The following is a 12,442-nucleotide window of genomic DNA, read 5'->3' on the forward strand; positions in this document are numbered from 1 at the left end:
GCCCGGTTCGGTTAGCCTCACCTAATCCCATGACCAATTGCAAGATCACGAACGGTTCTTTTTCGGAGGGCAGCACGCTGGCCGAGAAAAGCGGTGGCCGGGTCCGCCTGGACCCGGCCACCCCCACCGGCGTCGACGCCGTGGTCGTCCTCCCGTCAGCCGATCCGACCCCCTCCGACCGGACCGGCTGGATCAGTTGCGGTCAGTCGTCGTCACGGTCGTCGCCACCGTGGCGGCCACCCCGGTCGTCGTGGTCGTCGTCGCCACCGTGACGGCCCTTGTCGTCCCGGTCGTCTCCGCCACGGTCGTCGTCGCGGTCACGGTCGTGGTCGGTGACGGCGCCGGTCCTGCGGTCGATGTCCAGGTCGTGCTCGACCCCGTTGTGGTAGACCTCGACCTCCCATACGGCCCGCCCGTGCTCGGTCTCGGCCTCCACCTTGGTCACCCGGCCGCCGCCGACGACCGACAGCGCCTTCGCCTTGGCCTGGGCGATCGAGATGGAAGTCACCGCGCTGCCCAGGCCCGACGTGGCCGACGGGCTGCTGCTACTGCTGCGCGGGGCCGGGGTGACCGTGCCGGGTTCGACCGTCTCGAACGGCGCCGGGTCGGTGGAGGCCGACGGCGACGGCGAACTGTTGTCGTCGAGGCTGCCGTCGCCGCGGAACGTCTCCGAGGGCGAAGAGGACGGCGAAGAGGGTGAAGAGGACGGCGACGCCGACGGGCCGGCGTCGTCCCCGCCGGCGGCCAGGGCCGTACCGGTCACCCCGAGGACGGCGGCCGCACCGACGGCGGCGGCGATGGCGTACGAGCGTTTCATGATGTTTCCTCCCGGTTGTTCGGTGCTGACAGGAGGAAGATTGCCGCGAACTTGGATAGCGGCGCGCTGCATGATCGCTAAGGGCGGGTTAAGAGCATCGTGACCACCGACCCGCCCTCGTCACCCTTGATCTCGAACTGCCCGCCGGCGGCCTGAGCGGCCCGGCGGGCGATGTCGAGGCCCAGCCCGGTCGAGTCGCCGCCGCTGACCCCGCGACGGGCCACACCGGCCGGCATGCCGGGGCCACGGTCGGCGATCGTGAGCAGGACGCCGGTGGGGACGGCTTCCAGCCGTACGGAAAACGGGGTCTCGTCCGGCGTATGCGCGAAGACGTTGCCCAGCAGGGCGTCGACCGCCGCGGCCAGCTCGTCGGCCGAGACCGCGGCCGGTTGCGGGCCTCCGACGAGGTCGACCGACATCTCGCGGCCGGTGTCCTCGGCCAGCACCGCCCAGAACGCCGCCCGGTCGGCCACCACCTCGGCCGCGTCGCACCGGGCGGGCTCGGCCGTCTCGGGGTCGGTGCGGCGGCGGGCCTGCTGGATCAGGCCGCTCACCGCGCGTTCCAGGGCGTCGGCGGCGGCGCTCAGGCGGGCGCTCTCCTCCTCGTCCCGCAGGCCCTCGGCCTCCAGGCGCAGCGCGGTCAGCGGGGTGCGCAGGCGGTGGGACAGGTCGGCGACCTGCTCACGTTCGGCCCGTAGCAGCTCCTGGATGCGGCCGGCCAGGTGGTTGAGGGCGCCGGCCACCTCCCGCACCTCGGCCGGGCCCTCGGGTGCGGCGCGGGCGGTCAGCTCGGCGTTGGCCAGTCGGTGCGAGACGTCCGAGAGGTCGGTGATCGGGCGGGTGATCGTACGGGCGAGACGGTCGGCCACGAGCACCCCGAGCGCGACGAGCAGCGCCCCCAGGCCGAACAGCACGATCCAGGAACGGGTGACGCCGGCGCTGCCCTCGGCCGGGGAGACCACCGTACGGATGACCGCCGTGCCGTCCCGTCCGGTGACCGCGACGACGATCTCACGGCCGCCACCCGACTCGACGGTGAGGCTGCGCCCCCGCATCGCCAGCTGCACGGCCGGGGTGGCGGCCTGCTGTGTGCCCAGCACCTGCCCGCCCAGATAGACGGTGACGGGGCGGCCGGACGTGACGGCCAGCTGCTCGACGGTCAGCCGGATCTCCTCGGGGCTCTTCGTGCCGACGTCGCTCACGATGCCCTGGATGTCGGCCGTCGCGCGTACGGTGGCCCGGTCCTGCGCGACCTGACGTACGAGGAAGGCCAGCGGAACCAGGAACGCGATCATCATGAGGCTGGTCGTGGCGAGCACGAGCAGCCGGAGCTGATTCCTCACGGCTGCGGCTCCGACGTTCCCAGGCGGACCCCGACCCCCCGTACGGTGTGCAGGTAACGCGGCGCCGTCGCGCTCTCGCCCAGCTTGCGGCGCAGCCACGACAGGTGCACGTCGACCGTCTTGTCGGCGCCGCCGTAGGGGATCTGCCACACCTCGGTCAGCAGCTCACGCTTGGTCACCACCTGCCCGGCGCGCGTGGCCAGGTGGTGCAGCAGGTCGAACTCGCGCGGGGTCAGCTCGACGTTCTCGCCGGCCAGACGAACCTGCCGGCCGGCCGGGTCGATGACCAGCTCGCCGACGGTGATCGTGGGGTCGGCGTGCGGGGTGGCGCCGCGCCGCAGCACGGCCCGGATCCGCGACTCCATCTGGGCGGCGGTGAACGGCTTGACCACGTAGTCGTCGGCGCCGGCGTCGAGCACCCGCACGATCTCGGTCTCGTCGTCGCGGGCGGTCGCCACGATCACCGGCACCTGGCTGACCGCGCGCAGCATGCGCAGCACCTCGCGGCCGTCGAGGTCGGGCAGCCCGAGGTCGAGCACGACCAGATCAGGCCGGTCGGTGAGGGCGGCCTGCACGCCCTCCATGGCGGTCGCGACGGAGGCGACGGCGTGACCGCGCTCCTTGAGGGCACGCATCAGGGGCGTACGGATGGTCGCGTCATCCTCGATCAGCAGCAGCCGGGCCATTGGCCCGAGGGTAGTCGGCCCCGCCGCGCTGACCTGCGCTCTTAACCGTCCCTTAGCGCGGGCCGGGGACAGTCTTAGTGATCAGTCGGGCATAGTTGCTGTTCATGCAGCCTCCTCGTTCCCTCGTGGCCGGCGCCGGCTGGCTGGCCACCGCCCTGGTCGCGACCGTGGCCGGCCTGGGCGGCATCCGTCTGGTCGGCGAGAGCCTGACCGGTACGGCGGGAGGCGTGCTCAGCGAGGAGGACGTGTCGCGGGCCCTGGCCGCCGCGACGCCGTCCCCCACGCCCTCTTCCGCCGCGCCCTCCTCCGCCGCGCCGTCGTCCGCCCCCACGTCGCGTCCCCCCGCCCTGACCCGTTTCCCCAGTTCGGGCGGGTCGGCGATCGCGGGCTGCGCCGGCGGCCAGGCGTTCCTGCGGGGCTGGTCACCCAATCCCGGCTACGAGGTACGCGACGTCGACGAGGGCCCGGACGACGAGGTCGAGGTCCGCTTCGAGGGCGCCGACCGGCACGTCGAGCTGAAGATCACCTGCTCGGGCGGGGAGCCGCACGCCGTCGAGCACGCCAACCACGGCGGGGACGACGACTGAGCCCGTCGCGCGACTCCAGGACTTCGACATCCGTCGATAGATGGCCGCGCGGTGTTCACCCGGCGGCCAGCGACGGCCAGCAGCCTGACGGGACCACCCCCACGAGGAGGACCCATCCATGGACCGTCGCACCCTGCTGCGCGCCACCGTCGCCGGAGCCGGAGGGCTCGCGCTGCCCTTCACCGCCTGGCCGGCGGCGTACGCGGCGCCCGCACAGAACGCCACCGGGCCGTACGGGCCCCTGCAGGCCGCCGACGCCAACGGCATCCGGCTCCCGGCCGGGTTCACCAGCCAGGTCGTGGCCCGCTCCCGGCAGACGGTGCCCGGCACCTCGTACGTCTGGCACGACGCCCCCGACGGTGGCGCGGTGATCCCGAACGGGAGCGGGTGGGTCTACGTCTCGAACTCGGAGGTGTCGTCCTCGGCCGGCGGCGGCGCGTCCCGCCTCGTGTTCAACTCGGCCGGGCAGGTCACCGGGGCGTCGCGGATCCTCAGCGGCACCAACCAGAACTGCGCCGGCGGCAAGACGCCCTGGAACACCTGGCTCTCATGCGAGGAGATCAGCCTCGGCCGGGTGTGGGAGACCTACCCGCTCGGCGGCTCGGCGGTGGTGCGGCCCGCCATGGGCCGGTTCAAGCACGAGGCCGCAGCCGCCGATCCCGTACGGCAGGTCATCTACCTGACCGAGGACGAGACCGACGGCAAGTTCTACCGGTACATCCCGGCCGCCTGGGGCAACCTCACCGCCGGCACGCTGCAGGTGTTCCGGGCCGGCAGCGGCACCTCGGGCACGTTCACGTGGGCCGACGTCCCCGACCCGGACGGCTCCCCCACCCAGACCCGCTACCAGGTGTCGGGCGCCAAGTCGTTCAACGGCGGCGAGGGCTGCCACTACGCCGACAACAAGGTCTGGTTCACCACCAAGGGCGACAACCGGGTGTGGCAGGTCGACCTGGCCGCCGGCACGTACGAGCTCGCGTACGACGACAACCTGGTCACCTCGGGCACGGCGCCGCTGACCGGGGTCGACAACGTGACCGGAACACCGTCGGGCGACCTCTACGTGGCCGAGGACGGCGGCACCATGGAGATCTGCCTGATCACCCCGTCGGCCGCCACCGTGTCGGTGTTCCTGCGGATCATTGGGCAGAGCGCATCAGAGATCACCGGCCCGGCCTTCACCCCGGCCGGGAACCGGCTCTACTTCTCGTCACAGCGCGGCACCTCCGGAGCGTCCTCCGGAGGCATCACCTACTGCGTGACCGGGCCGTTCCGCTAGGATTTTCGGGCGTCGAGGATCGCGGCCACCGCCGCGACCGTGACGACCGCGCAGGTCAGCAGCACGCCGCGCATCCCCCAGGCGACCATCGCCACCGAGAGGAAACCCCAGACGATCCCCGCTGTCACCAACACGGTCACGAGCACCGGCCGGGGCCAGCGGGGCCAGGGGGCGCGGCTCAGCGTGGGATAGTCCGTGGTCAGCCGGGCGACGATGTCGTCGAACTCCCTGCGCTTGTCCTCGGTGCTCATCCGGATCGACCTCCTAGTCGAGCACTGTGCTTCCGATCGCACTGTACGTCGAAGAGCTGTCCCCGGGTTCGAAAGATCTTCACGAAAGTTCCCGGCGGCACCAATGTCTTCCCCTCGGGACGCGTTTTCAACCGGCGCTCCCCTACCACTTGGCGAACACTCGGGCCTGCCCACCCGAGCCATCCAGATAAGGAATCAGCCCGACGGTCAGGGTGGCGCCCCGCGGCGGAACCCGGTCGAGGCCGGCCAGGTTCTCCACGCCGTACCGGTCGGCGCCGGTCAGGGCCAGATGCGTCTCGAAACCGGTCGAGACACCCGGGTCGATGCTGAGCGTGTCGACCCCGAGGCAGCGGATGTGCCGCTTGGCGAGCAGCCACTCACAGGCGTCCACACTGAACCCCGGGAAGTGCAGGGTGCCCGCACTGTCGGTTCCCCGATAGGCCGCGACGTCACCGGCCTTGGCGGCCCAGCCACTGAAGAGCAGAACGGAGGCGTTGCGCGGAATCCGGTCGTACCTTCGCTCGTACGCCACCAGATCGGCCACGGTGACCGTGGTGTCCGGCTCCCGGGCCGCCCGGCGCGCGATGTCGATGACCACGGCCGGCGTGATGAGTTCCTCGAGAGCCAGTTCCTCCGACGTACGTCCCCCGGCCGTGAAGTGGGCAGGCGCGTCCACATGGGTGCCGAAGTGCTCGAGGATCGTCCATTCCTGCATGTAATACCCGTCTTCGGCCACCGTCGTGGCCGTGCGGCGCGATGGCTCCTCGCCCGGCTCGAAGGCGGGGAACGACGGGCTGACGACGTGGGTGAGGTCCTGGAGGCCGGACCGGCGTGGTGTCGCCTGGGCGGGAGCCGGCGTGGCAACCGCGGCGGCCGTGGCCGCCGCGCCGAAGATCAGTGAACGGCGGGTGACTCTGTCGACACACATGGTCGCAATTTAGCGGCTCACAGAAAACTGTCATACCCCTCCACCAGGATGTTCGTCGAAGCCCAACGGAGGGATTTCCCATGGACGCACCGGCCATCGAGACAGCCGGGCTGATCAAGACGTTCGGAGACAACCGGGCCGTCGACGGGGTGGACCTGACGGTTCCGCCGGGAACGGTCTACGGCCTGCTCGGCCCCAACGGCGCGGGCAAGACCACCGTCGTCCGCATGCTGGCCACGCTGTTGCGGCCCGACGGCGGCCAGGCCCGGGTGTTCGGGCGTGACGTGGTGCGCGAGGCCGACGCCGTCCGCAGCCGGGTCAGCCTGACCGGGCAATACGCGTCGGTCGACGAAGACCTGACGGGCGCCGAAAATCTGGTGCTGCTGGCGCGACTGCTGGGTCATTCCAAGGCGCAGGCGCGCGAGCGGGCGGCGCAGTTGCTGGCCGCGTTCGGGCTCACCGAGGCGGCCGACCGGCAGGTGAAGAAATACTCCGGCGGCATGCGGCGGCGCATCGACATCGGCGCCAGCATTCTCAACACGCCCGATCTGCTGTTTCTCGACGAGCCGACCACGGGGCTCGACCCGCGCAGCCGCAACCAGGTGTGGGACATCGTCCGGATCGTGGTCGCCAACGGCACGACGGTGCTGCTGACCACGCAATATCTCGACGAGGCAGACCAGCTCGCCGGGCGGATCGCGGTGATCGATCACGGCAAGGTGATCGCCGAGGGGACGCCGGGCCAGCTCAAGTCGTCGATCGGGGCCGGCACGGTTCACGTCCGGCTGCGCGACGCGGCGCAACGGCCGGCGGCGGAACGGATCCTGGCCGAGGTGCTGGGTTCGGCCGTGCAGCAGGAGTCCGATCCGGTGGCGCTGACCGCCCGGGCCGAGGCCGAGCCGGCCGCACGGGCACTGGCCCGGCTCACCGAGGCCGACATCGCCGTGGACAACTTCTCGCTGGGGCAGCCCAGCCTCGACGAGGTTTTCCTGGCCCTGACCGACCGTCCGGCCGGCGCCAAGCCGTCGGTCGCCGCCGCCGAGGGGGCTGTCGCATGAGCACGACGACCGAGCCGGCCGAGGCCGTCACCGCATACGCGCCGTCGAGCGAGACGCTGGGGGCCGTGCTGGCGCGGGCCGACCGGCCGAAGCGTCCGAGCGCCCTGTCGGCGTCGCTGACGTTCGGCTGGCGGGCCGTGCTGAAGATCAAGCACGTGCCCGAGCAGCTGTTCGACGTGACCGCGTTCCCGATCATCATGACGCTGATGTTCACGTACCTGTTCGGCGGCGCGCTGGCCGGCTCCACCGGCGAATACCTGCAGTTCTTCCTGCCCGGCATCATGGTCACCAGCGTCGTGATGATCACCATGTACACCGGCGTGGGCCTGAACACCGACATCGAGAAGGGCGTGTTCGACCGCTTCCGCACGCTGCCGGTGTGGCGCCCGGCCGCCCTGGTCGGCATGATCTTCGGCGACGTGCTCCGCTACATCCTGGCCGCCACCACCATCATGGTGATCGGCCTGGCCCTGGGTTTCCGCCCGGCCGGCGGCGTCCTGGGCGTGATCGGCGGCGTGGCCCTGCTTGTGGTCTTCTCGTTCGCGTTCTCCTGGATCTGGACCATGTTCGGCCTGTTCCTGCGCTCCGAGAAGTCCGTGATGGGCGTGAGCATGCTGGTGCTGTTCCCGCTGACATTCCTGAGCAACGTCTTCGTCGAGCCCTCCACCATGCCCGGTTGGTTGCAGGCGTTCGTCGAGGTGAACCCGGTGACCCACTTGGTCTCAGCCATCCGCTCCATCATGGCCGGCACCCCCGACATGCCCGAGATCATGTGGACCCTCATCGCCAGCGCCGCCTTGGTGGCCGTCTTCGGCACGCTGACCATGCGCCTCTACAACCGCAAATAGCCGGCGCCCTCTCGCGAGCCCGTCGGCCTGGCCGTCCATCGCTCACGCCTCCGGCCTCGGGCGCAGGGTGGGCAACAGGACCGCGCCGACGGCCTCGCGAGAACGGTCCTCGTCATCAGGCCACAGGTGCTGTGGATCGCCGGAATCTCGGCCCGCCCCATAACGGCGCCGTGGTCATACCTGCTTCGCAGCATCTCGTAGTGGCCCGGGCCGACGCAGCGGGCGTAGACCGTGCGGACGTCGGGGGCCGGGCCGAGTAGGCCGGGCCGCTCGCCGATGATCCCGCGCAGGAAGAACCAGCCGTCGATGTACGGCTTCGTATCCTTCTCCACTTACAGGAACTCCATGTCGTAGTCGCGCGGGCCGTTCGGCCACTCGACCTTGATCTGGTCACCCCGGGCCGGCATCCGCAGGTCGTCGGCCAGCGGACCGATCGCCTCGCGCGTGAGGGGCCATTTCTCCCGGTCCACCATGTCCGCCTCCGGGTCGAGTGGCGGCGGCCACCGCCTCGCCTGCCCGGCAGGTGGCCGCCGCCGCGGCTATGGGTGGCGACGGGCGTCGTTCTGGGGAACCGGCACCCGCCGTCACCAGCCCTGATCGTGCGCTGCCCGATCGCCCGGTGTGGAGCAGGTTGACGTCCGCTGACGCTGTCCGCCTGTCCGCCGATCAGCGGACAGCCACGCGGACAGAGCGGGACGGTGAAGCTCGGCGATCTCGCGCAGGTCGCGCGCCTCGACAATCCCCGAGCTGTGCACGCCGGCGACAACCTCGGCCGCCCGCCACCAGTTCGACGCAACGATCCGGCCAGAGGCGATCGCGAGTCCGAACGCGTCGGCCGCCTCGTCAGACTTTCCCGCAGCCAGCAGCGCCAAGCCAAGGTCAAGGTGGGCCGAAGCGACCCGACGCGGCCACGCCCCCTCGGCCTGCAGCTCGGCAATCACCTCCCGCGCCACTACCTCGGCCGCCGGATCTCGGGCCCACGCCAGCGTCGTGGCGGCATACGATTGCGCCTTACCCGGGTCGTACCGGTAGTGGTGCTCTGGCTGCTCCGGCGGTGTGCGCCGCCCGGCTAGCCGCTCGACACGATCGAGAGCACGGCCGGTCTGCCGGCGGTCGCCGAGACGAGCCCACGCCCACCCTTCCTGGGCGGTCGCCTGCACGACGGCCGACTCGTCCGCGGGTCCGATTGCCCTGGGCACGCTGCGACAGCTCAAGCGCCTGCCGGAAGTCTCCGGCGGTCAGCCTGTCCCACGCGCGGGTTTCGAGGCACCACGCGGCGATTTCGGCGTGCCCGGTCTGCTCGGCCAGCGCGGCGGCGGTGGCGAGGTAGGCGTCGGAGGCGGCGCCCTGCTGCAGATCTATATGCAGGGTGGCGCGCAACAGCGAGAACCAGCCTCCGATGACCAGGAGCCGCTGGTGCTGGGCGAGGGTTTTGCGCGCGTCGACGAGCGTGCCGACGTAGTCGAGGTGGCGGCGAACCCGGGGCAGCAGTTGCTCGGGCGGGGTGGTCGCGTACGCCATGGCCATCGTGTCCGCCGCATGTTCCAGCCGTTCGAGGGTTTCGGCGCTGACATCCGACGCGGTGACCCGGCGTGCCAGCTCGATCGCCTCGAGCTCAACGTCGGCACCGCCGTCAGCGGCTGGTTGCCGCAGCGTCGCGGCGAGCCTGCCACCGGCCGGCAGGACGTTGTCGAGGCGCGCGGCCACCACCGGGTTGGGTGGTTTGCGGCCCTTCTCGAGGTCCTCGACATAGCTCTTGCCGTGGTGGGCGAGTTCGGCGAGCACCCGGTAAGACAGGCCACGCGCAGCGCGCAGTCGGCGCAGTTCGTCGGCGAACGGCGACGGGGAGTTCGTCATCGGCACATCCCTGCTTGCGGTCAGGGTGGCGGACCGGTCCGCAAGAACCGGCCGCCACCTTCGACGCTATCGCGACTGTGTCAACCTGGGGGCTCGCCCCGGGGCCGCGCATACCCTGCCCGGAGCCGAACGAGTGGCCCAGACCGCTGGGAGTGGTGAGCCCGCTAGCGCGCCGGTGCAAACGCTCTCCCCTGCCTGGGTGGAGTGGAAGGATGCTGTCGTGGCGATCGACAAGTCCGGGCCGCTGTGGCGCGGGGAGACGTTTGACGACCTGGCCGAGCTGGTTCGCGCGTTCGAGGCCGGTGGCTACCGCGTCGATACCGTGGCCGAGTCGCGCTGTGGGGCCTGTGACGGGGTGGGCTTTCGGGTTGAGGTCGATGAGGACGAGAACTGCCGGCGGGTCTGTCTGGGATGTGGCGCGGCGGCCTTCATCGGTGACAGCGCCGACTACTGGGACGAGGAGTCGGCCGACTCGTGTGCGTGCCCGTGTGGTGGCGAGGAGTTCGCCGTCGCGGTCGGGTTTGCCCTCTTCGACGACGGGGAGGTGCGCTGGGTCAGCGTGGGGTTGCGTTGCCTGAAGGACGGTGCGCTGGGGGTCTACGCCGAGACCAAAATCGACTACTCCCCCTCGCGGCACCTGCTCGACCAGGCATAGCTGGGCCGGCTCCTGGGCGCGCACCGGCGACGATCGGTGAGTCGCAGAGTACGAGGGCGTGACGGGAGTCAGGCGCTGGCGTGGCAGACGAGCGGGAAGTGCTCCGAGCGGGTGACGACGACGATGTCGGCGAGGCCGTCCAGGACCATGCGCAGGGCGTCCACGTGGTTCTGCGGGTCGATGACGGCGACCAGCTCCCAGCCCGTACGGGCAATGTGGTCGAGGGCGCGGGTCAGGCGGGCGTCGGCGTGGAGCTTGCCGTCGCGGGGGATGACGAGCACGGCTCGCGAGGGCTGGGGCATGACGGGTCGGCCTCCTGGGACTCCGGCGGAGTCGTCCATGCTGACGCCTGGCCGGGCCCGGAAGCCGTACGCACTTGCGAACCGTTCGCCCGGGCCGCCACGAAGAGAGCGACGGGACGGCAACGCCGCGCGGCCCAGCCCGGGCGCGGCTGGGGACGAGCCCGGCCGCGCTCGAGCGGGCTCAGATCCAGGTGGGCGTGCGGCCGCCGGCGTAACGCTCGCCGAAACCGCCGTCGGGCAGGATCTCGTCGATGGCGGCCAGGTCCTCCTTGCTGAGCTCGAGGTCGGCGGCGGCGAAGTTCTCGTCGACACGGGCGATGCTGCGGGTGCCGGGGATCGGCACGATGTGGTCGCCGCGGGTGAGCAGCCACGCCAGGGCCAACTGGGAGACCGTCGCGCCCTTCGTGGTGGCAAGTTCGGTCAGACGGCGTACGGCGTCAACGTTCTTCTCGTAGTTGCCGGGCTGCCAGCGCGGGTCGGTGCGCCGCATGTCGGTCTCGTCGTACTGGTCGGCGGGCTGGGCGGCGCCGGTCAGGAAGCCCCGGCCCAGCGGTGAGTAGGCGACGAAGCCGATGCCGAGCTCGTCGAGCGTGGGGAACAGCTGCTCGACGTCGCGCTCGAACAGTGAGTACTCGGTCTGCAGCACCGAGACCGGCTGCACGGCGTGGGCGGCCCGGATGGTCGCGGGGCCGGCCTCGCTCAGGCCGAAATACTTGACCTTGCCGGCGTCGATGAACTCCTTGACCGTGCCGGCCACGTCCTCGATCGGGACGGTGGGGTCGACGCGGTGCTGGTAGAGCACGTCGATGGTGTCGACGCCGAGGTAGCGCAGGCTGTTGTCGACGACCTCGCGGATGTGCGAGGGGCGGCTGTCGAAGCCGAAGTCGCGGGTGAAGCCGAACTTCGTGGCGATGACGATCTCGTCGCGGAAACCGGCGACGGCCCGGCCGACGGCCTTCTCGTTCTCGCCCCAGCCGTACAGCTCGGCGGTGTCGAAGAACGTGACGCCGAGCTCGTGGGCGCGCTGGATGGCGGCGATGCCCTGCTGCTCGTCGCTGGGCCCGTAGGCCAGGTGCAGGCCCATCGCGCCGTACCCGAGTGCGGAGGCGGTCAGGCCCTGCTGTCCAAGTGTCCTCTGCTGCACGACAATCTCCCTAGCGGTCGTCAAACCAAACGGTTCGGTTCGACCGTACCGCGCGGACGGAGGCGGCGCCACGAAAGGTAATCTCGCTGACATGGACTCGACCGGTGACCGGATCGTCGCGGCCGCGACCGCCGAGTTCTCCGAACACGGCGTGGCCGGCGCGCGCATCGACCGCATCGCCCGGTCCGCGCGCACCAGCAAGGAACGCGTCTACGCCTATTTCCGCAGCAAGGAAGCCCTCTACCGGCACGTGCTGCGCCAGGAACTGACCGCGGTGGCCGAGGCGACGCGGATGGACCCGACCGACCTCCCGGAATACGCGGGACGCATCCACGACTACTTCACGACTCATCCCGGGCGCTACCGCCTGATGATGTGGGGCCAGATGGACGCCGTCCCGGACGACGACCCGATCCGCGAGGCCACCACCTACAAGGTCGACAAGCTGCGCCAGGCCCAGAAGGACGGCACCCTCGACCCGGCCTGGGATCCGCTCGACATCCTCGTCTTCGTCAACCAGATCGCCATGTCGTGGGCGGCCCAGCCGGCCAAGGTCCCCGAGGCGCGAGGCGAACTGACCGACCGGCGGGCCGCCATCGTCGCCGCGGTCGAGCGCCTGTTCCCAGCCGCGCAGAAACAGCCCTAAACCGCCACCACGCGAACAGCAAACGCGCAACACGGACGCGG

14 protein-coding genes and 1 pseudogene are annotated in these 12,442 nt (G+C 70.9%); 6 read left to right on the top strand and 9 right to left on the bottom strand.

Going from position 1 to position 12,442, the window contains the following annotated elements; genetic code table 11:
• Positions 1-202: 202 nt before the first annotated feature.
• From JIG36_RS00735 to JIG36_RS00745, 3 genes are all read right to left on the bottom strand, one after another.
• Entirely contained in the window at positions 203-817 is a 615-nt protein-coding gene (locus JIG36_RS00735) for a PepSY domain-containing protein (RefSeq protein WP_203374002.1), read from the bottom strand.
• Between the two features lie 77 nt (positions 818-894).
• Positions 895-2,160: a sensor histidine kinase gene (locus JIG36_RS00740; protein WP_203374003.1), complete on the bottom strand. Its 1,266-nt coding sequence runs from the start codon at positions 2,158-2,160 to the stop codon at positions 895-897.
• Entirely contained in the window at positions 2,157-2,846 is a 690-nt protein-coding gene (locus tag JIG36_RS00745) for a response regulator transcription factor (protein ID WP_203374004.1), read from the bottom strand. The genes JIG36_RS00740 and JIG36_RS00745 overlap by 4 nt, the downstream gene beginning before the upstream one ends.
• Before the next feature lie 104 nt (positions 2,847-2,950).
• Here JIG36_RS00745 and JIG36_RS00750 point away from each other — a divergent pair, with 104 nt between their 5' ends.
• Both JIG36_RS00750 and JIG36_RS00755 read left to right on the top strand, forming a co-directional pair.
• Positions 2,951-3,433 carry a septum formation initiator gene (locus JIG36_RS00750; RefSeq protein ID WP_203374005.1) on the top strand — a complete coding sequence of 161 codons (483 nt, stop codon included), beginning with the start codon at positions 2,951-2,953 and terminating at the stop codon, positions 3,431-3,433.
• 118 nt (positions 3,434-3,551) lie between these two features.
• On the top strand, positions 3,552-4,712 hold the full coding sequence (locus JIG36_RS00755; RefSeq protein ID WP_203374006.1) for an alkaline phosphatase PhoX: 1,161 nt from the start codon (positions 3,552-3,554) through the stop codon (positions 4,710-4,712).
• Here JIG36_RS00755 and JIG36_RS00760 read toward each other — a convergent pair.
• Positions 4,709-4,963, bottom strand: coding sequence for a hypothetical protein (locus tag JIG36_RS00760; protein ID WP_203374007.1), 255 nt, complete (start codon positions 4,961-4,963; stop codon positions 4,709-4,711). The two genes, JIG36_RS00755 and JIG36_RS00760, sit on opposite strands and share 4 nt — an antisense overlap.
• A 142-nt stretch (positions 4,964-5,105) precedes the next feature.
• The gene (locus JIG36_RS00765; protein ID WP_236045471.1) at positions 5,106-5,891 is read right to left on the bottom strand and encodes a cyclase family protein; all 786 of its coding nucleotides are present in this window, start codon (positions 5,889-5,891) and stop codon (positions 5,106-5,108) included.
• Between the two features lie 80 nt (positions 5,892-5,971).
• Here JIG36_RS00765 and JIG36_RS00770 point away from each other — a divergent pair, with 80 nt between their 5' ends.
• On the top strand, positions 5,972-6,949 hold the full coding sequence (locus tag JIG36_RS00770) for an ATP-binding cassette domain-containing protein (protein ID WP_203374008.1): 978 nt from the start codon (positions 5,972-5,974) through the stop codon (positions 6,947-6,949).
• On the top strand, positions 6,946-7,797 hold the full coding sequence (locus JIG36_RS00775; protein ID WP_203374009.1) for an ABC transporter permease: 852 nt from the start codon (positions 6,946-6,948) through the stop codon (positions 7,795-7,797). The genes JIG36_RS00770 and JIG36_RS00775 overlap by 4 nt, the downstream gene beginning before the upstream one ends.
• A gap of 332 nt (positions 7,798-8,129) precedes the next feature.
• Here the strand turns inward: JIG36_RS00775 and JIG36_RS00780 are convergent, their stop codons facing one another.
• Both JIG36_RS00780 and JIG36_RS00785 read right to left on the bottom strand, forming a co-directional pair.
• A complete protein-coding gene (locus JIG36_RS00780) occupies positions 8,130-8,270 on the bottom strand; it encodes a hypothetical protein (protein ID WP_203374010.1) in 141 nt (46 codons plus the stop codon).
• 180 nt (positions 8,271-8,450) lie between these two features.
• Positions 8,451-9,654: pseudogene (locus JIG36_RS00785) on the bottom strand (helix-turn-helix domain-containing protein); the annotation flags it as partial.
• Between the two features lie 220 nt (positions 9,655-9,874).
• Between JIG36_RS00785 and JIG36_RS00790 the strand changes: the two are divergent.
• Entirely contained in the window at positions 9,875-10,309 is a 435-nt protein-coding gene (locus JIG36_RS00790) for a hypothetical protein (protein ID WP_203374011.1), read from the top strand.
• Between the two features lie 68 nt (positions 10,310-10,377).
• On the opposite strand, the gene JIG36_RS00795 is transcribed toward JIG36_RS00790, so the two are convergent.
• Together JIG36_RS00795 and JIG36_RS00800 are read right to left on the bottom strand one after the other, a co-directional pair.
• On the bottom strand, positions 10,378-10,611 hold the full coding sequence (locus JIG36_RS00795) for a hypothetical protein (RefSeq protein ID WP_203374012.1): 234 nt from the start codon (positions 10,609-10,611) through the stop codon (positions 10,378-10,380).
• Positions 10,612-10,792: 181 nt separating this feature from the next.
• Positions 10,793-11,755: an aldo/keto reductase gene (locus JIG36_RS00800; RefSeq protein WP_307872507.1), complete on the bottom strand. Its 963-nt coding sequence runs from the start codon at positions 11,753-11,755 to the stop codon at positions 10,793-10,795.
• 91 nt (positions 11,756-11,846) lie between these two features.
• Here JIG36_RS00800 and JIG36_RS00805 point away from each other — a divergent pair, with 91 nt between their 5' ends.
• Positions 11,847-12,401: a TetR/AcrR family transcriptional regulator gene (locus JIG36_RS00805; protein ID WP_203374013.1), complete on the top strand. Its 555-nt coding sequence runs from the start codon at positions 11,847-11,849 to the stop codon at positions 12,399-12,401.
• Positions 12,402-12,442: the final 41 nt, after the last annotated feature.

It is taken from the genome of Paractinoplanes ovalisporus, from assembly GCF_016834655.1.
Taxonomy (GTDB): Bacteria; Actinomycetota; Actinomycetes; order Mycobacteriales; family Micromonosporaceae; genus Actinoplanes; species Actinoplanes ovalisporus.